Genomic DNA, 20,479 nt, shown 5'->3' with positions numbered 1-20,479 from the left:
AACAGTGGAAGTGATAACGACGGCGCAGGCAACAATTCCGCAGGGGATGGGCATAGCTCTGGCCCTAATGGCTGCTTTAGTAGCTCTGGCAATTCTGGGTCCGGCGGTGGATTAGGCGGTTCTGGCAATAATTCGCCTTCTATTGATGACATGTTAAAGCCAGGAGGCTGCTGGTAAATGAGCACTGAGCATTCATCCGCAAATAACGTGGTTAACGTTTCACGTTGGATAAAAAACACCGAAGCCAGCGGCTCTCGACTCTACGCCGTTTTGGCCAGCACCAATGGTGGTGGTGCTCTCAAGGCCTATTACGCGCTGGATGGAAAACGCACGCCGCAGGGTCTTTATGCCAACACGCCTTATGCCAACTGGTATCCGGTTATGCCAATGCTGGTTGAGCTGTCGCCCTACAGCCCCTTTTTAACCTGGGTAGAAAAGCATGCCACACCTGCGTGGGGTTGGTTGGCTCGCTCCCCACTGACCGAGTCCGTGATTACCCAGCATCTTGCAGGATTAACACAGGTGTTAATGCCCAATGGGCAAGCCGTGTTTTTCCGCTACTGGGACGGTCGCTATTTTAAGCAACATCTCGAATTCATCGGTGATAAATGGCATACCGTTCTCCCCGTATTTTCAGACTACTGGGTCGATGGAAACACTTTTTCCTGTTCAATCGACAGTGACACCGATATCCCCATCTCTCCTTGGTGGCATATTCCGCCAGAGCTGATTGACAAGATGGCAGCCAAAAACCCCGAGCCCCAGATCAACAATCTTCTGCAAATGCTGCGCGAAGAACATCCCGCAATTTATGCGCGTTGGGCTGAACCGGTGCTGCGCCAGCGTTTGAATCAACTGCTCACACCCGAGCGTCGCCAACGGGCTGATTTTATGCAACGTATCATCACTGAATTGGAAAAAGGATAAAACGATGTCAGATGATTTTGAGGCATCCTGTGATGTATACCCATGGGCTTCCACGGCCGCCTGTAAAATGTATAAACCTGACCCGGCTAAAATAATCGCTGCCGCTGAGGCTAACTATCTCAAAGTTATGGCTGATATGGGCCAGACGGTTCAAAGCTATATCGCCAATAACCAAGATCGTTTTTGGGGCAGCCTGCTGAATATGGATCAGCAGGTTAAGTCTGGTGATATGACTTTAGCCACTGGTAGCGTAGACAGCAAAGGCCTACCGCTCTTTACCCAATGCTCTAAGGACGTGGAAAAAACCATTACCCTCACGCACGCATTCGAATCGGTCAAATTTATCCCTATCCCCAATTCGCCCTTCAAACTCTTCAAACATAAAGGCACTTACAACGCGAACGATACGATTACCCCCTTCCGACTTCGTGGAGCCTTAATTCAAGATGTATCCACCACGGGTTTTACCGACTGGCACAACGCCAATCTACAGGGCGGTGACGTCATCAGCTCTGGTCAATTTGACGAGCAAGGCAAAGCAACCGTCACCATTCCAGCCTGCGAAGCAGGCTATTACTACGTTTTAGCCGTATCCCCTGACATCCCGGATAGCCTACGAAGCTCACTGGTCACTGCCTATCAGGGCTTTGTTGATAAAGGCATTACATGGCTAACAACGCAGTGGACAACCTCATTGCAAGCTGAATGGGCCAAATTTGCCAAAAATGACGGGGAAATTGATAGCGTTGAAGTGATGAATCACGTCATCACAGGCATCTTCGGCCAGCTAAAAACCCTGTATGACACGCTGAAAAAGGTCTGGGGCTGGGTAAGTGAATGTAATCTCACCGAGCTTGGAGAATATTTCTCTGCAGAGGGTCTTGCACAGTTCAAGGCTAAGTTTGACGCCGGTGGTAAAGAGATCGCCGATACGCTCACTTTGCTGAGCGACGAAATAATGCTCTATATCCTCGTCAATACCCTCTATTGCTATATATCACTGTTAACACCGCAACAAATCACCAATGCGCTTGGCGAGGCCTTTGGCCAAATGCTGGTTATGAGTGCGTTGTATTTGGCCCTGCCCGGCGGATTAGCCACCCTGCTATTGGATGTGCTCGATACCGCCAGCGGCGTCATCGCTTAGCGCCAGTACTCTCAAATAATTACATCAACATTTACGATTAAAACGAAGTAATAAGAAGGAACTTCACGTGGCAAAAGGAATTAATGCCGGCGGCAAGGTCATGAAAGATGTCAAAGATCTGCTGAAGGTGATGAAACAGGCCGTTGAAGAAAGCAAACATCTCGATGAGATAAAAAAACTCAGTACGGCCAGTCACTTAAAAGCAACCGGGCACAATGTAAAAAGCCCTGAGCGTTTAAACAACGTGTCGCTGAATCGTGATTACGCCAGCACCCATCAAATCGAGATCGAAGAGAAAGTTCCGCTCGGCGGTGACGGCGGCATCGGGCCTGACGGTCATCGCTCACAGAGTAGCGGAGATACCACCACCGATGGCGATCCGGTTTCCATGATGAGCGGCGAAGAGTTATTAACGCTCGCCGATGGCACGCTTCCCGGCTGGCTACCCTTTACCTGGCAGCGTTGCTATCGCAGCAGTGCGGCAAACAGCGCCCATGATTTAGGCTTTGGCTGGCGTCATAGCCTCTCTCATTCACTCACCTTTGAAGGTGAAAAAGTCATTTGGCACGACGATGAGCATCGTACCACCACTTTCCCATTGCCTCATCCTGATGCCCCGTTAGTCGTCAACGTTGCCGGTGCAGCGACGCTTTCCGTCGCCAGATTGAATGGCAATATCATCGCCAACGGCTACACCCTGACCTTCGCTAACGGACAAGGCCAGTATCAGTTTTATCGCGAAGGCGACCGCGCCAAACTTATCGGCATCAGCGATGCCTATGGCAACACCTTAACCCTGTTCTACGATCAACAAAATCGGCTGATTTCGCTGTCTGATACCGCGCAAGTACGCCTCAGTTTCGAATACTCATCACCAACGGCAACGCATATCTCCGCCGTCCACCTACAGCAAAGAGATCGGCTTCAGCAAGTTTGGAACACGTTCCGCACCTTGATGCGCTATGAGTACAATTCCGCAGGCGAACTCATTGCCGCCACCAATGCCTTAGGCGAACGAGAACACTATCGCTACCGCGACGATCATGTCATTACCCAGCGTCAGCTCGCCGGTAGCGCTGAGTTTAACTGGGAATGGTCGCAGGTAGATAACCATCTGCGTTGCATACGCCAGTTTGGTAATTTCGGTCAGCTCGACAACCGCTACCGCTGGGATCCCGAGCAACAGCAGGTCACCGTGACGCGCATGGACGGCAGCCAGCAGGTATATCAGCATAACGACGACGCTCGTCTGATATACAGCAAAAGCGCGGGCGGTATCGAGCAGCGCTGGCAATACAATGACACTGGGCTGTGCGTCGGTTACACCGATGGTTTGGGTCAGGTCACGCGCTATTTCTATAACGATAACGGCCAACTGGTGACCAAGGCGGAACCCGGCCAAGTCATGACCCAATACCGCTGGCTAGCGGGTCATTTATTCGAAGAGAGGCGCGGTGCGTCGCCGCATCAGCAGGTCTGGCGCTATGAACGCAACCCACAAGGCGACGTGCTGAAAGCCACCGACCCCAGCGGTCTCATCACAACCTTCACCTATTACTCGCAAGGTAAAGTGGCCACCGTCACTGAGCCTGACGGACAAACTCAGCAATACGGCTATGACGCGCTGGGGCGCAGGGTGGCTGAATCGCATTCGGGCAGCCAACGTGCGTACACCTACTCCGGCCTCAATAGCCATCCAGAAACGATCCGTAGCGATGTAGGCGCAGTCACCCGCTATCAATACGATGCGCTCGGCAGAATGGTGTTCTGTCAGCAGGACGATGAAAAACCACAGCGCTATGAATATAACGCCTATGGCAAAGTCACGCGCTTTATCGATGAGCAAGGCCAAGAAACGCGTTATGAATACGCCGCTCCGCTGCATCTGCTCACTCGCAAAATCCTGCCGAACGGCGATACCCTTGCCTACCGTTACGACAACGTGCACTTGCAGGTCAGCGAGATCGTCAATGCCAAAGGCGAGCATTACCAGCTGCGCTACGACGCCGACGGCAGGCTGTGCGAAGAAATTGGGTTTGATAACCTTAAAACCACCTATCAGCACGATGCCAACGGCCATCTGATTGAAAAGCAAGAGTTCGGCAATCAGCATAACGAACCGCCGCTAATCACAGCCTACCAGCGCGATCCCAAAGGGCGATTGTTGCTCAAAACCTTGCCCGATGGGCATACGGTCACCTATCAATACAACCCGCAAGGCCAGTTAGTCAGCGTAGAAGAAGGCGCTACGCTGCTGTATTACGAATATGACACCGTTGGCCGACTCAGCGCCGAGCATCAGAACGGTCACACACAGCGCTATCGTTATGATGCGTGCGGCAGGCTGGTTGGCACCCAGTTGCCCGATTTTCAGTGGTTGGAATATCACTATCAGAATCAACAGCTGGCGGAGATCACCCTCAACCAGCAACCGTTGGCGAATTTCCGCTATAACCCACAGCAGCGCCTGAGCGAATACCATCAAGGTAACGGCCTGATCAACCGCTATGGCTACAGCCCGCGCGGGCAGCGCAATCTGCATAAAATCTACCGCGGCGAACAGCCTAACGTCGCCCTTTGGGAACAGCGTTATCGCTACGCTTCGCAGGGCAATCTGCAAGAAACGGCGGGAAACGAAGCACGGCAATACCGGTATGACTCGCTAAACCGACTCAGCGCGGTTGACGCCCCCAACGGCGAGCCCAACGCCTACAACGCAGAAACTTTCCGCTGGGATGCGGCAGGAAACCCCGTGTATGGCGCGTTTCGTACCGATGCGCAAAATGTGGCACCGGGCAACCGCTTGGCCCACTACAGCGGCAAACGTTTCGAGTATGACCGTTTTGGTAATCTCATCAGCGAAAGCGTGGAAAACCACGCGGGGCTGGTGCTGGTTAAGCGCTTTCACTACGACTGTCAGCATCGATTAGTCAAAGCTGAAATGCCCGATGGCACCGTCGCCCGCTACACCTACGACGCGTTCAATCGACGCCTAAGTAAAACCGTTAACAACGTCACCACCCTGTTCATCTGGCGCGGCCATCGATTAGCCGCGCAAATGGAAGGCGACCGCGAAAACTACCACAACTATATTTATCGCCCCAACAGCTTCGAACCGCTGGCGATGACCCGTCATCACAGCTTTGAATACGATTATTACCAAGAACACCGCCACACCGACCGCACGCTGCCGGTGAAACCCAAGCCTGAAATCTACTGGTACCAAAACGACCACCTCGGCACACCTCACTGCCTCACCGACGCCCACGGGCAAGCGGTGTGGAAAAGCAGTTACCTCGCCTTCGGCAGCATAAAAACCGAGGCCAACAACGGCGCCGGCATTGACAATCCCCTACGCTTTGCCGGACAGTATCACGACAGGGAAACCGGGCTCTTTTACAATCTAAACCGCTATTACGACCCCACCATGAAGCGGTATTTGACGCAGGATCCGGTTGGGTTAGCCGGTGGGTTGAATCCGTATTTGTATGTAGATGCCAACCCTGTTAACTGGTTAGATCCTCTGGGGCTGAAAGGAATGCCCGGCTCAGATACGACCACCACTGGAGATCGAAGTCCTGAGCCTAAGACACGATTGCCAAGAAGCAACGGTCACTGGGAGGGCGAACCAGGGAATGGCGACTGGTACTCTGATTTACCGGAAGTGAATGAAGTAACAGGAGGAAAACCAATTCCCTTTAAAGATGGGCGGCCTGATTTTTCAGAGTGGTCTGAGGCTGAATTAGAGGTCGGTATAGATATATTAAATGGAAGTGATAAGGATTTTGGTATTATTTATGAGGAAATGCAAAAAAGAGTTGGATTTAAGAGTAAAAAAGAAGTTCGTGAATGGCTAAAGGAACATGGCATAACACCTCACCATTACACCAATGAAATAATTCAATTCATCCCAACAAAACTTCATAGTAACATCCCCCACATTGGTTCTGCTTCAGATATGAGACGAGGAAGAAAATGAATACATATAGTTTTGAGTTATTATCCCCTTATGCTAAATCAGGCAAGGAAATATATCAATGCAAAAAATCAAGCAGCGCTGAGCAATACTTTCCAAATGATTACCTAGAGTTACTAAGTCGATATGATGGCGGGATATTTTTTAGAAATGGAGCAAGAATAAAAACCAAGATTGAAATACCTATAATTAGCAATGGGTATGTAAGCATAATATTCCTTTTCGGGCTTACACAAGATAATTATGGAATTAATTACATCGTAAATCACTTGCCTGCTGACATCCCACCTGGTTATATTCCTATAGCTGAATGCGACTGGGGGGATTTTATATGCTTTGAAATAAATAGCGGAAAGATATTCTATTGGTGGCATGAGGCATTATATGAATCTGAGTGTTTCTATCTATTAGAAAATGATATTAATGAATTTATTACGCACCTCGAACCGGAAGAACATGATGATAATGAAACAGGTTTCAATGGTTCAGTTGCTATGTTTAAAGAGTTATTAGAAAAACCGTCTACAAAAAATTAGTGGATTCACAGATTACCAATATCAATCTAGCTGAATGAAAGTAAATTTTTTAATTTAATCCGATTTCCATCTTTCGTCATAAAGATAAAACTCGAGACAACGGATAGCCATCCCATCCGTTACTTTTCAGTAGATTGGTAACAAATAGATGAGACTTAGTGCAGCACAAGCAACTGGTATTGACGGACTAGCGTACCACAGATCAATTTGGGCCCAAGAAGTAACAATACATCTAAGCATTCCACACTCAGCAGTTATAGGTAAATAAATGAACGAGAAAAATGAACTATCAATGCATCTCAAGCAAAAGACAACTGATGCTATATATCCTCTTATTCTTGAAAGAAAAATAGAGAAATTTGCGCTTGAACAATTAGTTTTCTTTTTAGAAGAAAGTACGAGAGTTTTGAAAAATGATAGATTTATTGATAAAGAGATACTACAAGAAATAGTATCTTCGTCAATTTCAATTAAGGCAGAGGCAGAACGTGTAGATAGCATTTTCCTCAAAGAAATTGGAAATAAATTAGATAAATGCCTAAATCTTATTATCATAGGTGAATCTATTGACGATCGAAAACCTGGAGTACCAAGAATTATATGAGCCTGATAAAATTTTATCGAAACAATGATAGTTACGGCTATCTTTCTAATTTCGCTCCTTATGGATTTTCTTTAGGTGATGTTTTTTGGCCAACTGTTGAACATTATTTTCAAGCAGCTAAATTCCTAGATCAAACTGTAAAATTGTCGATTCTACAAACACAGTCTCCCATGGAGGCGGCTAAAACAGGGCGAGATAGGAGAAATAAACTTCGTGATGACTGGGAAAGCATCAAAGATGATGTCATGCGTGTTGCTGTTTTTAACAAATTCAGTCAAAACAAAGAAATAGGACAATTATTATTAGCAACAAATGATGCTCATTTAGTAGAGCATACATCAAACGACTCTTACTGGGCGGACGGAGGCGACGGCTCAGGAAAAAACATGCTTGGGCTAATTTTAATGGAAACAAGAGAACTACTTAAAATACAATTGATAAAATAAAAACAGATTACATCATATAGAAAACAAAAAAGGCCCTATCCCTATAGAGCCTTTTCACTAAGATAAACTTTAATCAATTCAATTTAATCGTCTAAGAACTCAATGGCGAAGAGCCATGTGCTTTAGCGCTCTTAATCCAAGCCACTGAGCCCATGATGGCGATAGCAGTCAGTAGAATATATTCCAACGACATCGCGTAGACGCCTTGGATGGCGTAAATCACTACGCTAATCACGTCAATGAGCACCCACAATAACCAGTTCTCAACGTATTTCCGCGTCATCAATACCATTGCGGCTATAGAGAGGATCAGCATCGCAGAATCCCACAGCGGGAATGCATCCGGCTGGAGTTCTGGCATCACAACGGAAAGACCTAAGAATTGCATCAGGCTTATTGCAATGCGAGTGAGTACCGCAAATACCGGATCGATAAAGAACGTCATCAATGCAATAGCTACGATGCACACTAACGCCAGCGTTATGGCTTTATTGCGTGGCAGCCAGCGTATTTTTAATGCGGCTTCATTAGCCTCGGTCTGACGGCTCCATGCATACCAGCCATAGAGATTGGCGGCAAAGAAGAAAACTTGAAGCAATAAGCTTGCGTATAGCTGAATTTGGAAAAAGATTGCGGCAAATAACGTAACGTTAATTAACCCAAATAAGTAGTTAATGATTTTTTCTTTACTAGCAAACCAGATGCATAGCAAACCGAATATGGTACCGATGGCTTCAATCCATGAGAGCGCATAGCCACCCTCGCCCAGCGGGATATTAACCATCACATTTGTGATACTAAAAAAATCCATTATTGCCTCCCTTCGAGACTATCTTGATACACAGTTTCTAACGCAAGTAGGATCTCACGAGACTCACCCTGCTGTGCTGATTTTTCTTGTTGCTGGTAGTCATTAATCCCTTCAGTAAGACAGGCATTGTGTTCGACAACCACATTCAGGATCGATGCCGTTCGCATATGGCGCAGTGCGCCAACAACCATCAGCGCCGCGGTTTCCATATCAGCGGCTAAGATACCTTTATTTGACCAATAATGGTCTATTTCCTGCTCATGATCGGTATAAAAACTATCATGACTACGAACATAGCCGCAGTGGGCAGTATATTCCAACCGCTTGGCCTGCTGAGCCAGCGTACTAACCAAGCTCACATCTGCGCAGGCGGGATACGCGGGTTTAACATAGGCATTACTGGTGCCTTCATCGCGTACCGCTGCGTGGGCGATAACCAAATCACCAAGACGCATGTGGTCCTGCATCGCGCCGCAGCTTCCGATGCGAATTAAATTTGTCACACCGATTTGGTTGAGTTCTTCAACCGCAATCGCCGTCGAAGGTCCCCCCATGCCGGTTGACATCACCAGCACTTCCACACCTCGAAACCAACCCCGCAATGCGCGGTATTCTCGATGACAGCCTAATTCCTCTACATTTTCAAGAAAATGCGCTGCGTGTTCTACGCGCTTTGGATCTCCAGGCAATAATGCATAACGTGCCTGCGTCATACTTTGGCTTAACTGAATATGAGGTTGCCGCTGAGTCATAATATATCCCTATGAATCACTCGTTATTGCTCTGACTGTTTTAGTAAGCGTTGAGGATCGATAATCTGAAGCTGCTCACCGTTAATCGCGATAATATTTTTTTCGCGGAGTTCAAACAAAATACGGTTGATGCTGCGTGGTGCAACCGCAAATCGTTCGCTCAGCTGTTGTTTATTAAATAACATCCATTTGCTGCTATCGGATCCCTGGTGTTGGAACCGTTGTAGTAAATCTAAACAAATACGTTGATGTAACGAATAAAGCGTATCTTCACCGGCCTTTTTAGATAGCTGATAATATTGACGACTAAATAACTGCAAGATTTTTTGATTAAAATAGTTATCCAGTGTCAGCCAGCAACAAAACTCTTCTCGAGTCAGCGTTAGCAACGTCACATTACCTATCGCTTCTACCGAACAGATATAAGGACGTTGCTCAAATATTTCTAATTCGCCCAACATATCGCCTTTGTTATACCGAGCCTGTGAGTATTTGCGCCCATCATCAGCGGTGGTGAATACATCGACCTCCCCCTGCACGATCAGATGAAACTCTCCGCAAATATCCCCTTGTCGACAAACCAACTCACCCGCAGAAAATTGGCTTAATTGCCAGCAGCGCAAAATTTCCAGAGGGCAATATTTCAGCAGCGAGTAAAGCGTTTGGTCGCTTGTCACCAGCTCAATAACGCTCAGCCACTGATTGTTTTTATTCTCGGTTTTCATGGTGATAACTATATTTCCTCTGGTTGACTAAAGACAGGACACATGTCCTGAAGCCGTCACTTATTGCACCGTAAACTGCCAACAGCCTCTAATAATAGAATACCTTGTTGGACATTTATCCCCAGCGCACCAAAATTCAGGTTGATGACAAAAAAACGCGGTTATCTGAGCCATAACCACCGAAGAAGTCACACTTTCAGCAAGACATTGCGGCAGGGTTTTGTCGATAAAATCGACGCTCAAACTCGATCTAAATCACCCTGTACACATGTACTAGTAAAAAAGTACGCTGTTTGTATATAAAATGAGCAGCGCACTCTTGATTTGTCCGTCAATTGCTTTATTGTGATCGTCATCACTTCCCGGTACTCCTGCCGTAGCGAAGAACAGATTTAGAGATGGTTATGCACAAGACCGATGAATTGCGAACCGCGCGCATCGACACCCTTGTTACGCCTGAAGAACTGGCGCAACAACTGCCTGTTGGATCGACGGTTGCAGAAAACGTGACAGCGTCACGTAAGCGAATCGAAAGAATTCTGAGTGGTGATGATAAACGCCTGTTGGTTATCGTTGGTCCCTGCTCTATCCATGATACTAATGCTGCTGTTGACTATGCTCAGCGCCTAGCCGCTATGCGCGACAAATACCAGAACCGCTTGGAAATTGTCATGCGCACCTACTTTGAAAAACCGCGCACCGTTATTGGTTGGAAAGGACTGATCTCCGATCCCGATCTCAATGGTTCATATCGGGTTAACCACGGCATTCGCTTAGCGCGTGAACTTTTGTTGAAAGTGAACGAATTGGGCGTGCCAACCGCAACCGAGTTTTTAGATATGGTGACCGGTCAATATATCGCCGATCTCATCAGTTGGGGCGCTATCGGGGCACGCACCACGGAAAGCCAAATCCATCGTGAAATGGCTTCAGCGCTTTCCTGTCCGGTAGGCTTTAAAAACGGCACCGATGGCAATACACGCATCGCGATCGATGCCATCCGCGCAGCGCGTTCTAGCCACATGTTCCTATCACCTGATAAACATGGGCAGATGACGATTTACCAAACCAGCGGCAATCCGTACGGTCACATCATCATGCGCGGTGGGAAAACACCAAACTACCATGCCGACGATATCGCTAACGCCTGCGACAGCTTGCGTGAATTTGATTTGCCTGAGCATCTGGTTATCGACTTTAGCCACGGTAACTGCCAGAAAATGCATCGTCGCCAGTTGGATGTTGCGGCCAATGTTGGGCAACAAATTCGCGATGGTTCCAATGCGATAGTCGGCATCATGGCCGAAAGCTTCTTGGTTGAAGGCACGCAGAAAAATATTCCGGGACAAGCGTTAACCTACGGCCAATCGATTACCGATCCGTGCCTAAGCTGGAAGGATACCGAAACCCTGCTTGAGCTACTGGCTGATGCGGTAAGCGCCCGATTGTAGTCTTATACCGACATAAAATGCCGACCTTCGAGTCGGCTTTTTTTTAGCCATTTATTTGTATTAATTATCATTTCGTTTTGATTCAGATCATCCAAACGTAATTTTCTTATTGATTAAATGATTATTATTATCATTTAATGTTGGCCTTTATCAAAAAGTCACCAAGGAAATTTGCGCATGAATTTGGATCTAGCGCCCTATTTCGCCGCGGAAGAAGGCATCCCTTTCCGTGACCGATGGGCAACTATGCCGTGGCGAAACCAAAAGCCAGTCGCTGCAGAAAGCGTTGACCAACACTGGCAAAACATTCTTAACCATCGCGTTAGCGGCAACAAACGCCTGCTCTATCTGCACATCCCATTTTGCGCTACGCACTGCAAATTCTGCGGCTTTTATCAAAACAAACTTGAAGTAGAAGCAACGGAAGAGTACTGCGACTATTTGGTTCGCGAGATCGAGATGGAAGCATCTAGCCCACTACATCAATCATCGCCAATTCACGCCGTTTATTTTGGCGGAGGAACGCCGACCGCGTTATCTGCCGTTCAACTACATCGAATTATCAGCACGTTAAAACGTCTGCTACCGCTATCGCCAGACTGCGAAATTACGGTTGAAGGCCGCATTCTTAATTTTGACGATGAGCGCGTTGATGCCTGTCTTGAAGCGGGGGCTAACCGTTTCTCGATCGGGATCCAAACCTTTAATACGCGGATCCGTCAGCGTATGGGCCGTCGCGCAACCGGCGAAGAAGCCGTAGCGTTCATGCGCCAGTTGGCCGAACGCGATCGTGCCGCCGTGGTCTGTGATTTGATGTTTGGTTTACCCGACCAAACCATGCAGGATTGGCAAACCGACCTCGATATCGTCAGCGATTTACCTTTAGACGGTGTCGATCTCTACGCCCTTAATCTTTTACCGTCCACCCCGCTCGGCAAAGCGGTCGAGAACAAACGCGTCACCCTGCCGGATGTTACCCAGCGCAGAGACTTTTATCTAACCGGCGAAGCATTTCTCGCCGACGAAGGCTGGCGCCAGCTCAGCAACAGTCATTGGGCTCGCACCACGCGTGAGCGCAACCTGTATAACCTGCTGATCAAACAAGGCGCTGACTGCTTAGCCTTTGGCAGCTGCGCAGGCGGCAACTTAGACGGTCAGTCATACATGATGGAACGGAGCCTTGAGCGCTATTATCAAAAATTGGATGAAGGCCGCAAGCCGATCATGATGATGACCTCGCGCAGCGATCAGTATCGCTGGCGCCTCACCTTACAGGGCGGTATCGAAGTGGGATATTTCGATCTGTCTCGCGTTCTTGCCAACCCTGCTCCGCTGGAGCCGTTGTTGCAACAGTGGCAAACATGCGGGCTGATGACCGTCAACGGTTCTCGTTTTCGCCTCACACCGGCTGGCCGTTTTTGGGCGAGCAATATCATGCAGGCGCTACAAACGCTCGTGCCACAACTGTTAGAAACTCAATCCACTCACTCTATTCAACTGGAGCCAACACCATGAGCCATACCTCTTCCGCCCAGCAGCACGACCTGATCGCTTTTCTGAGCACTAACCCAGATGGCACGGTCGAAGATATCGCCAAGCGCTATGACGTAACGCCTCTGGACGTTATCCGTTTAATTCCCACCGCGCAGGTTTTTGATGGCGCACAGTTTGATACGGTCTGGGATGATATTACCCAGTGGGGTGATGTGACTACGCTGGTGAATAACGATGACCTAATCCTTGAATTTCATGGTGAATTACCGAGCGGAACGCACCGTCACGGCTTCTTCAATCTGCGAGGCAAAAAAGGCCTGAGTGGTCATATTCGCGCCACTCACTGCGTGCATATTGCGCTGGTTGAACGTCAATTTATGGGCATGGATACCGCTTCCGTTTGGTTCATCAACGCCGCCGGTCTGGCGATGATGAAAATTTTTGTCGGCCGTGATAGCCATCGCGTGTTGCTTGCCGATCAGTTAACCGCTTTCCGCGCGTTACCCAGCAAAATGACGGCTCAACAGGAGACTACCGCATGACACCTTGGTTGATTTTCGGTGCCGGCAGCGGCGTTGGGGCGGAATTAGTCACATTGGGTCTGCGTGAGAAACGCCCGCTTTTTGCACTGGTGAGAAATCCCGAGCAAGCGCAGATATTGCGCGATAAAGGTGTGCAGGTTGTTGAGGGTGATGCCCTCAATGTAGAAAAGGTAGAACAGGTTTGTCGTTTAGCCGGTGAACATGCCCGCGTTGTTTCAACCCTTGGCGGCCGCGAAGGTGACTATCAAGGCAACCGCCTGATCATCGACACCGCTGAACATTGTGGCCTTACGCATATGATTTTGGTCACCTCTATCGGCTGTGGTGACAGCTGGCCGACGCTGTCAGAACGAGCTAAAAAAGCCTTTGGTCAAGCCGTGCGTGAGAAATCACTGGCGGAAAGCTGGCTGCAAACCAGCCAACTTCGTCACTGTATTTTACGCCCGGGTGGACTTTTCAACGGTGACTCAACCGGAAATGCGCAGTGTATTCAAGGCGAAGCCCACGGTTTAATTCGCCGCGCCGATGTGGCTCTGATAATTCAAAAACTCATCGACAACGATAATTCATACGGGAAAACCTTCGCGCTGGTTGACCCGATGCTTAAAGCGTAAAAAGGTTCACATTTTTTGAAAAATTATCTTGCCGTGCCATGCACATTTCATGATAATGATTCTCATTGTGATAACAATTAACATTTACTTACTTCTTGTAAGAAAGAGCGCACATGGAAAAGCCGAATATTGATCCTCAATCTGTTGACCTGTTGAGTTTATCGACCCACCAAAGCCCCACGTTTTTTACCTCGGCTGCGGCAATCATCGATAGCCACACACTCCTAGGTGATGAAGGAAAAGTCATTATTCAGCATCAAGGTGAACAGTACCAACTGCGCCAAACAAAATCAGGCAAGCTGATCCTGACCAAATAATCAGTACATCATTCATTTAATTTAAACATTAACTTTGCCAGCCACCCAGCCTCATTGAGGCAAGGCAGCCAGCAACCCTGATGCTATGTTTTCGTACATACGGAGTGTTGCCCCATGTCTTGTTCTACCCGCGCCAGGCTGGCTCGTTCAACCTTTAGCCCTTCTCGCTTAAGCATTGCTGTTGCTTGCGCCCTACCGCTCTTTGCGCATGCTGAAGCCTTGGTTGAGACAACTTCAGGATCGACATCGCAAGAAATTGCCTACACGGGGAATACCCCGGCCGGTGGCAAAGACAGCAAACAGCAAAACACGATGACGGTCACCGCCACGGGTAACGAACGCGACAGCTTCGAAGCGCCAATGATGGTATCCGTTCTCGAAAACAACGATCCTGAAACCCTGACCGCCAGCTCTGCACCCGACATGCTGCGCCATATCCCAGGCGTAACTATTTCCGGTGGTAGCCGTGCAAACGGACAAGACATCAGCATGCGCGGCTACGATCGTCGTGGCGTTTTGGTTCTGGTTGATGGTGTACGCCAAGGTACTGACACCGGTCACCTAAACGGCACGTTCCTCGATCCGGCGTTGATCAAACGCGTTGAGGTGGTGCGTGGCCCAGGAGCAATGCTGTATGGCAGCGGCGCATTGGGCGGCGTGATCTCTTATGAAACCGTTGATGCGGCAGACCTGCTGATGCCGGGCAAAACCACCGGTTACCGCGTGTTTGGCACCGCTGGCACACAGGATCACAGTCTAGGCATGGGCGCCAGCGCCTACGGTAAAACCGATGATTTAGACGGCATCATCTCATTCAGTACCCGCGATCGCGGCAATCTGCGCATGAGCAACGGTTTTGACTCTCCTAACGATGAAACCCTCAGCAACGTGCTGACCAAAGGCACGTGGACCATCGATGAAAACCAGTCATTGTCTGGCGATCTGCGTTACTACAACAACGCCGCACGCGAACCTAAAAACCCGCAGACTGAAGACGCGGGCACCGGTAACGTGATGACCGACCGCTCCACCATTCAGCGTGATGCGCAGGCGAGCTACAGCTTAAAACCGGTTGGGCAAGATTGGCTTGATGCCAAGCTGACCGGCTATACCTCTGAAGTCAAAATCAACGCCAGCCCAACCGGCACGTCTTATGAGAAACGTAAGCAAACCACCAACGGTGCAAAATTAGAAAACCGTAGCCGTTTATTTGCTGACAGTTTTGCGTCTCACCTGCTGACTTACGGCACCGAAGCCTACAAGCAGAAACAAACCCCGGGCGGCGCAACCACCGGTTTCCCACAGGCTGACATCAAATTTGCCTCTGGTTGGTTGCAGGATGAAATTACCCTGCGCGATCTGCCTGTTGATATCGTTGCCGGTACCCGTTACGACAACTACAAAGGCAGCAGCGACGGTTATGACGACGTCAACGCGGATAAATGGTCATCCCGTGCGGCCATGACCATTAATCCGACTGATTGGCTGATGGTGTTTGGTAGCTATGCGCAAGCGTTCCGCGCCCCAACCATGGGCGAGATGTATAACGACTCCCTGCACTTCCAGATGGGCCCAGGCATGGCGAACTACTGGAAGCCAAATCCGAATCTGAAGCCAGAAACCAATGAAACTCAGGAAGTTGGTTTTGGTCTGCGCTTTGATGACGTGCTGATGGCGAATGACTCCCTGAAATTCAAGTCCAGCTACTTCGGCACCAAAGCCAAAGACTACATCAAAACGCAAGTCACCATGGATATGGGCTTCGTCAACGGTGGATTTGGTTGTATCGACTGCAGCACCACGTCAACCAACATCGATCGCGCCAAAATCTGGGGCTGGGATGCCGCCTTGGAATACCAAACCGATTGGTTCGGTTGGAATCTGGCCTACAACCGTACTCGCGGTAAAGATCAGAAAACCGGCGAATGGCTCGACAACATCAACCCAGACACCGTCACCAGCCAGCTGAATGTACCTATCAGCAATACCGGTTTCTCTGTGGGCTGGGTCGGCACCTTCGCCGATCGTAACAATCAGGTTAACACTGGTACCGCACCGCAGGCTGGCTACGGCGTGAATGATTTCTACGTCAGCTACAAAGGTAAGGATTCGTTCAACGGCATGACCACCAGCGTCGTGCTGGGTAACGCCTTCGACAAAGAATATTACTCGTCGCAGGGCGTTATTCAGGACGGTATCAACGGCAAGGTACTGGTCAGCTATCAGTGGTAATGAACGCATCGCAACGATAAAAACCTCCCCCAATAAGGGGGAGGTTTAGCACATATAAAACAGGCACAACCCGTTTGATTGATTTAAGCACCCTATAAAGGAAGACAAGATGAAACCTGCACTCTATGAGCAATACCTGACTGCCAAAGAGCAGAACAGTGGAAAATATGCCCGCGATCTGGCCGCTATCCTGAACGTGAGCGAGGCTGAATTAACCCATGCCCGCGTGGGCCATGACGCACGTCGTTTACATGCCGATGCTCGCACTTTGCTGGCGGCGCTTGAAGCCGTGGGCGAAGTTAAAGCCATTACGCGTAACGAATATGCCGTTCACGAACAACTGGGTCGCTACGAAAACCAACACCTGCACGGCCATGCGGGCTTGATCCTCAATCCGGGCAGCATCGATCTGCGCTTATTCTTGCAGCATTGGACCAGCGCCTTCACGCTAACCGAAGAGAGCCGCAACGGCGAGCGCCACTGCATCCAGTTCTTTGATGCTCAGGGCGATGCGCTGCATAAAGTCTATACCACGCCGAACACCGACATTGCTGCTTGGAACGATCTGATTGGCCGTTTTGTCAGCGACGAAAACCCTGCGTTAGCGATCGCTCCAGCGTCCTCCGAAGCCAAAAATAGCAACGTGGATAATCAGGTTATCGACGCTGAATGGCGCGCTATGACCGACGTTCACCAATTCTTCCAGCTGCTAGGCCGCCACAACCTATCTCGCCAGCAGGCCTTTGCCGCCGTCGGTGACGATCTCGCATATCGCGTGGATAACAGCGCGCTGACCCACTTGCTGAACACTGCCAAAGCAGACCAAAACGAGATTATGGTTTTCGTGGGCAACCGTGGCTGTGTACAGATTTTCACCGGCCAAATCGAACGCGTGGTTCCACATCACGAATGGATCAATATCTTTAACGCCCGCTTCACACTGCACTTAATCGAAACTGCGATTGCAGAAAGCTGGATCACCCGTAAACCAACAAAAGACGGTTTTGTCACCAGTCTGGAACTGTTTGCTGAAGATGGCACCCAGATCGCACAGCTGTTCGGCCAACGTACCGAAGGCCAGCCAGAACAAGAACAGTGGCGCACCCAGATTAATGGCCTGCCACGTCTAAATGGAGTTGCCGCATGACATTAGCCCGCCGCTTTGCGGCGGTGCTTTCTGCACCGCTGATGGTTGTATTCTCTCTGAACGCCGTCGCAGCCGACCGCATCGTTAGCGTCGGTGGTGACGTCACTGAAATTGTTTATGCGCTGGGCGCAGGCGACCGTCTGGTTGCACGAGATACAACAAGTACCCTTCCCGCTGCCAAAAATCTGCCTGACGTTGGCTATATGCGCCAACTCAACGCTGAAGGCATTCTTTCCTTAAAACCAACCATGGTGTTAGCCAGCGAGCTGGCTGAACCGTCTCTTGTTTTGCGTCAAATCGCAGATGTGGGTGTGAAAGTGGTTCCCGTCAGCGGCGAAGCTTCACTCGATAACGTACCGCATAAAATTCAGCAGGTCGCCAGCGCGCTTAATCTAGAAAAGCAAGGCGCAGCGGTCACGCAAAAGTATGAGCAACAGCTGGCCGCCGTTCCTCGTACCCCGCTCAAAACTAAGGTGCTGTTTATCCTTAGCCACGGCGGCATGACCCCAATGGCAGCCGGTCAAGACACCGCCGCCGATGCGATCATCAAGGCCAGCGGCGCGCAAAATGCCATGCAAGGTTTCTCTCGCTACCGCCCGCTGTCGCAAGAAGGCGTCGTGGCCAGTGCGCCAGATCTCGTTCTGATCACCCGTGATGGTTTCAAAACCTTGGGCACCGTGGATAAAGTTTGGGCGTTACCCGGTATGGCATTGACCCCTGCGGCTAAAAACAAACAGCTTTTGGTGGTTGACGATATGGCCCTGCTAGGATTTAGCTTAGAGACACCGGCGGCATTAGCGGCGCTGCGTGAAGCGGCGGAGCGAGCACAAAGATGACAAAAGTATCGCCACGCATTGCATTCAGCGTACTCATCGTCCTGTTGCTGGCGCTGGGTTTAGGCTCTGCCAACTTAGGCGCTCTACGCCTTTCATTTCATACTCTGTGGGAAACACCGCTAGATGATGCGATGTGGCAGGTTTGGCTGAATATTCGTCTGCCGCGCGTTTTACTCGCCACGGTAGTCGGCATTGCGCTGGCGGTGTCCGGTGCCATCATGCAAGGCCTGTTTCGCAATCCGCTCGCCGATCCAACCTTATTAGGCATCAGCAGCGGCGCATCACTGTGCGTTGCCCTAGTGATTGTGATGCCGATGACGCTAGCGCCTACGCTGGCACTGTATAGCCATATGCTAGCGGCCTTTGGCGGCAGCCTGTTTATCTCCCTACTCATTTACGGCCTCAGCCGTGGCGGACACGGTTCGCTGTCTCGCTTACTGTTAGCCGGTATCGCCATTAACGCGCTGTGCTTCGCCTTGGTGGGTGTTCTCAGCTATGTCAGTAATGACCAGCAGCTGCGCCAGTTCTCCCTCTGGAGCATGGGCAGTTTAGGACAAGCGCAATGGGGAACACTGCTCGCGGCAGCCTCGTTGATCTTGCCTGCCAGCCTTGCCGCCCTGCTGATGGCGCGCCGTTTGAATCTTTTACAGCTTGGTGATGAAGAAGCTCACTATTTAGGGATTAACGTGCCTAAAACCAAGCGTCAGCTTCTGCTACTGAGCGCGGTCTTAGTGGGCGCAGCCGTGGCGGTCAGCGGCGTGATTGGCTTTATCGGTTTGGTGATCCCCCACTTGGTACGCATGCGTTTAGGTGCCGACCACCGCTGGCTGCTTCCCTGCTCGGCATTGGGCGGCGCCTGTTTATTATTAACCGCAGATACGCTGGCTCGTACGCTGGTATCACCCGCAGAAATGCCCGTTGGCATGCTGACCAGCTTGATCGGCGGCCCTTACTTTTTATGGCTGATTCTACGTCAAAAGGAGTTTAGCGTTGGATAAGCAATCTGAAATCTGTCTTACCCCCGCAGCGTTGCAGGCGCATAGCATCAGCTATCATCTGAGTCAGCGTCGTTTGATCAAACAGATTTCACTCGCTTTACACAGCGGTGAGATGGTGGCGATTATCGGCCCTAACGGTGCGGGCAAATCGACGCTGATGCGCTTGCTGACCGGCTTCTTGCCACCGAGCGAAGGCCACTGTGAATTACAGGGTCAGCCGTTGGTAGAATGGAGCCCGCGCCAGTTAGCGCGCACCCGTGCCGTTATGCGTCAGCATAGCGATCTTGCTTTTGCGTTTAGCGTACGCGAAGTGGTTGCGATGGGACGTTCCCCCTATCCAAACCAAGGACGCGAAGGCGGGCACAATCAGCGTGCGGTTGAACACGTGATGGCGCAAACCGGTTGCGATGTACTCGCCGACCGTGATTATCGCGCCCTTTCCGGCGGCGAACAGCAGCGCGTTCAACTTGCCCGAGTATTGGCCCAGCTTTGGCAGCCCGAGCCGCAACCGCGTTGGCTATTCCTAGATGAACCTACCTCGGCGCTCGATCTCTATCATCAACAGCAAACGCTAAGATTGCTGAAGTCGCTTACCCGCAGCGAACCACTTGGCGTTTGTTGTATTCTGCACGATTTGAATTTGGCCGCGCTGTATGCCGATAGAATTCTGCTGCTGCATCAAGGCCAACTGGTGGCACAAGGCACACCACAGGAAGTGTTAAACGGTGAAACGCTAACCCGTTGGTATCATGCTGATTTGGGCGTTATGCCGCATCCAGAGTGTGGGGAACCGCAGGTGTTTTTACGACGGTAAATAGCTCTTAAGACTTTCGGGTAAAATTCCGTACGTCTGGCCATATCGCGTTATCCTGTTAAATTTATGAAGACGTACGGGCAGAGACCACCAGCGCGTGGTCTCTGCAC

Annotated in this window: 19 protein-coding genes; 16 read left to right on the top strand and 3 right to left on the bottom strand. The window is 50.0% G+C overall.

Annotation, left to right across the window (positions count from 1 at the left end; all coding sequences use genetic code 11):
• The first annotated feature begins 177 nt into the window (after nucleotides 1-177).
• The 6 genes from BN1044_RS01415 (at nucleotide 178) to BN1044_RS01390 (ending at nucleotide 7,636) form a co-directional block, all read left to right on the top strand.
• The gene (locus BN1044_RS01415; RefSeq protein WP_072307250.1) at nucleotides 178-927 is read left to right on the top strand and encodes a DUF4123 domain-containing protein; all 750 of its coding nucleotides are present in this window, start codon (nucleotides 178-180) and stop codon (nucleotides 925-927) included.
• 4 nt (nucleotides 928-931) lie between these two features.
• Nucleotides 932-2,074 carry a hypothetical protein gene (locus BN1044_RS01410; RefSeq protein ID WP_072307249.1) on the top strand — a complete coding sequence of 381 codons (1,143 nt, stop codon included), beginning with the start codon at nucleotides 932-934 and terminating at the stop codon, nucleotides 2,072-2,074.
• Nucleotides 2,075-2,141: 67 nt separating this feature from the next.
• A complete protein-coding gene (locus tag BN1044_RS01405; RefSeq protein WP_072307248.1) occupies nucleotides 2,142-6,053 on the top strand; it encodes an RHS repeat-associated core domain-containing protein in 3,912 nt (1,303 codons plus the stop codon).
• Complete coding sequence (locus BN1044_RS01400; RefSeq protein WP_072307247.1) at nucleotides 6,050-6,586, top strand: SMI1/KNR4 family protein; 537 nt, start codon at nucleotides 6,050-6,052, stop codon at nucleotides 6,584-6,586. Before BN1044_RS01405 ends, BN1044_RS01400 begins: the two co-directional genes overlap by 4 nt.
• Before the next feature lie 268 nt (nucleotides 6,587-6,854).
• The gene (locus BN1044_RS01395) at nucleotides 6,855-7,190 is read left to right on the top strand and encodes a hypothetical protein (protein WP_072307246.1); all 336 of its coding nucleotides are present in this window, start codon (nucleotides 6,855-6,857) and stop codon (nucleotides 7,188-7,190) included.
• Entirely contained in the window at nucleotides 7,187-7,636 is a 450-nt protein-coding gene (locus BN1044_RS01390) for an NADAR family protein (RefSeq protein WP_072307245.1), read from the top strand. The genes BN1044_RS01395 and BN1044_RS01390 overlap by 4 nt, the downstream gene beginning before the upstream one ends.
• A gap of 91 nt (nucleotides 7,637-7,727) precedes the next feature.
• Here the strand turns inward: BN1044_RS01390 and pnuC are convergent, their stop codons facing one another.
• Genes pnuC through BN1044_RS01375 form a run of 3 tightly spaced genes read right to left on the bottom strand, consistent with a single transcriptional unit; the run spans nucleotide 7,728 to nucleotide 9,924 of the window.
• A complete protein-coding gene (gene pnuC, locus BN1044_RS01385; RefSeq protein ID WP_072307244.1) occupies nucleotides 7,728-8,447 on the bottom strand; it encodes a nicotinamide riboside transporter PnuC in 720 nt (239 codons plus the stop codon).
• Complete coding sequence (locus BN1044_RS01380) at nucleotides 8,447-9,199, bottom strand: nucleoside phosphorylase (RefSeq protein WP_072307243.1); 753 nt, start codon at nucleotides 9,197-9,199, stop codon at nucleotides 8,447-8,449. The genes pnuC and BN1044_RS01380 overlap by 1 nt, the downstream gene beginning before the upstream one ends.
• A 23-nt stretch (nucleotides 9,200-9,222) precedes the next feature.
• Nucleotides 9,223-9,924, bottom strand: coding sequence for a Crp/Fnr family transcriptional regulator (locus BN1044_RS01375; protein WP_072307242.1), 702 nt, complete (start codon nucleotides 9,922-9,924; stop codon nucleotides 9,223-9,225).
• 404 nt (nucleotides 9,925-10,328) lie between these two features.
• Between BN1044_RS01375 and BN1044_RS01370 the strand changes: the two genes are divergently transcribed.
• From BN1044_RS01370 to BN1044_RS01325, 10 genes are all read left to right on the top strand, one after another.
• A complete protein-coding gene (locus BN1044_RS01370; protein WP_072307241.1) occupies nucleotides 10,329-11,375 on the top strand; it encodes a 3-deoxy-7-phosphoheptulonate synthase in 1,047 nt (348 codons plus the stop codon).
• A gap of 177 nt (nucleotides 11,376-11,552) precedes the next feature.
• Nucleotides 11,553-12,890, top strand: coding sequence for a heme anaerobic degradation radical SAM methyltransferase ChuW/HutW (gene hutW, locus BN1044_RS01365; protein ID WP_072307240.1), 1,338 nt, complete (start codon nucleotides 11,553-11,555; stop codon nucleotides 12,888-12,890).
• Nucleotides 12,887-13,411 carry a heme utilization cystosolic carrier protein HutX gene (gene hutX, locus BN1044_RS01360; protein ID WP_072307239.1) on the top strand — a complete coding sequence of 175 codons (525 nt, stop codon included), beginning with the start codon at nucleotides 12,887-12,889 and terminating at the stop codon, nucleotides 13,409-13,411. The genes hutW and hutX overlap by 4 nt, the downstream gene beginning before the upstream one ends.
• The gene (locus BN1044_RS01355; RefSeq protein WP_072307238.1) at nucleotides 13,408-14,025 is read left to right on the top strand and encodes an SDR family oxidoreductase; all 618 of its coding nucleotides are present in this window, start codon (nucleotides 13,408-13,410) and stop codon (nucleotides 14,023-14,025) included. Before hutX ends, BN1044_RS01355 begins: the two co-directional genes overlap by 4 nt.
• A gap of 113 nt (nucleotides 14,026-14,138) precedes the next feature.
• Nucleotides 14,139-14,342 carry a hemin uptake protein HemP gene (hemP, locus tag BN1044_RS01350; RefSeq protein ID WP_072307237.1) on the top strand — a complete coding sequence of 68 codons (204 nt, stop codon included), beginning with the start codon at nucleotides 14,139-14,141 and terminating at the stop codon, nucleotides 14,340-14,342.
• A gap of 114 nt (nucleotides 14,343-14,456) precedes the next feature.
• A complete protein-coding gene (locus BN1044_RS01345; RefSeq protein WP_072307236.1) occupies nucleotides 14,457-16,574 on the top strand; it encodes a TonB-dependent hemoglobin/transferrin/lactoferrin family receptor in 2,118 nt (705 codons plus the stop codon).
• Between the two features lie 109 nt (nucleotides 16,575-16,683).
• The gene (locus BN1044_RS01340; protein ID WP_072307235.1) at nucleotides 16,684-17,721 is read left to right on the top strand and encodes a hemin-degrading factor; all 1,038 of its coding nucleotides are present in this window, start codon (nucleotides 16,684-16,686) and stop codon (nucleotides 17,719-17,721) included.
• A complete protein-coding gene (locus BN1044_RS01335) occupies nucleotides 17,718-18,557 on the top strand; it encodes a heme/hemin ABC transporter substrate-binding protein (RefSeq protein ID WP_072307234.1) in 840 nt (279 codons plus the stop codon). Before BN1044_RS01340 ends, BN1044_RS01335 begins: the two co-directional genes overlap by 4 nt.
• Nucleotides 18,554-19,555: a FecCD family ABC transporter permease gene (locus BN1044_RS01330; RefSeq protein ID WP_072307233.1), complete on the top strand. Its 1,002-nt coding sequence runs from the start codon at nucleotides 18,554-18,556 to the stop codon at nucleotides 19,553-19,555. The genes BN1044_RS01335 and BN1044_RS01330 overlap by 4 nt, the downstream gene beginning before the upstream one ends.
• Complete coding sequence (locus tag BN1044_RS01325; RefSeq protein WP_072307232.1) at nucleotides 19,548-20,369, top strand: heme ABC transporter ATP-binding protein; 822 nt, start codon at nucleotides 19,548-19,550, stop codon at nucleotides 20,367-20,369. Before BN1044_RS01330 ends, BN1044_RS01325 begins: the two co-directional genes overlap by 8 nt.
• Nucleotides 20,370-20,479: the final 110 nt, after the last annotated feature.

Origin of the sequence: Hafnia alvei, assembly GCF_900095695.1 — a bacterium.
In the GTDB taxonomy this organism is placed as follows: Bacteria; Pseudomonadota; Gammaproteobacteria; order Enterobacterales; family Enterobacteriaceae; genus Hafnia; species Hafnia alvei_B.
This window is presented reverse-complemented; position numbering and strand designations above follow the sequence as displayed.

Excerpts from the sequence above, each read along its gene's own strand:
- BN1044_RS01355 (WP_072307238.1), top strand. The coding sequence starts at position 13,408 with ATGACACCTTGGTTGATTTTCGGTGCCGGCAGCGGCGTTGGGGCGGAA.
- pnuC (WP_072307244.1), bottom strand. The coding sequence starts at position 8,447 with ATGGATTTTTTTAGTATCACAAATGTGATGGTTAATATCCCGCTGGGC.
- hemP (WP_072307237.1), top strand. The coding sequence starts at position 14,139 with ATGGAAAAGCCGAATATTGATCCTCAATCTGTTGACCTGTTGAGTTTA.
- BN1044_RS01410 (WP_072307249.1), top strand. The coding sequence starts at position 932 with ATGTCAGATGATTTTGAGGCATCCTGTGATGTATACCCATGGGCTTCC.
- hutW (WP_072307240.1), top strand. The coding sequence starts at position 11,553 with ATGAATTTGGATCTAGCGCCCTATTTCGCCGCGGAAGAAGGCATCCCT.
- BN1044_RS01340 (WP_072307235.1), top strand. The coding sequence starts at position 16,684 with ATGAAACCTGCACTCTATGAGCAATACCTGACTGCCAAAGAGCAGAAC.
- BN1044_RS01395 (WP_072307246.1), top strand. The coding sequence starts at position 6,855 with ATGAACGAGAAAAATGAACTATCAATGCATCTCAAGCAAAAGACAACT.
- BN1044_RS01370 (WP_072307241.1), top strand. The coding sequence starts at position 10,329 with ATGCACAAGACCGATGAATTGCGAACCGCGCGCATCGACACCCTTGTT.
- BN1044_RS01380 (WP_072307243.1), bottom strand. The coding sequence starts at position 9,199 with ATGACTCAGCGGCAACCTCATATTCAGTTAAGCCAAAGTATGACGCAG.
- BN1044_RS01390 (WP_072307245.1), top strand. The coding sequence starts at position 7,187 with ATGAGCCTGATAAAATTTTATCGAAACAATGATAGTTACGGCTATCTT.
- BN1044_RS01400 (WP_072307247.1), top strand. The coding sequence starts at position 6,050 with ATGAATACATATAGTTTTGAGTTATTATCCCCTTATGCTAAATCAGGC.
- BN1044_RS01415 (WP_072307250.1), top strand. The coding sequence starts at position 178 with ATGAGCACTGAGCATTCATCCGCAAATAACGTGGTTAACGTTTCACGT.
- hutX (WP_072307239.1), top strand. The coding sequence starts at position 12,887 with ATGAGCCATACCTCTTCCGCCCAGCAGCACGACCTGATCGCTTTTCTG.
- BN1044_RS01345 (WP_072307236.1), top strand. The coding sequence starts at position 14,457 with ATGTCTTGTTCTACCCGCGCCAGGCTGGCTCGTTCAACCTTTAGCCCT.
- BN1044_RS01335 (WP_072307234.1), top strand. The coding sequence starts at position 17,718 with ATGACATTAGCCCGCCGCTTTGCGGCGGTGCTTTCTGCACCGCTGATG.
- BN1044_RS01330 (WP_072307233.1), top strand. The coding sequence starts at position 18,554 with ATGACAAAAGTATCGCCACGCATTGCATTCAGCGTACTCATCGTCCTG.
- BN1044_RS01375 (WP_072307242.1), bottom strand. The coding sequence starts at position 9,924 with ATGAAAACCGAGAATAAAAACAATCAGTGGCTGAGCGTTATTGAGCTG.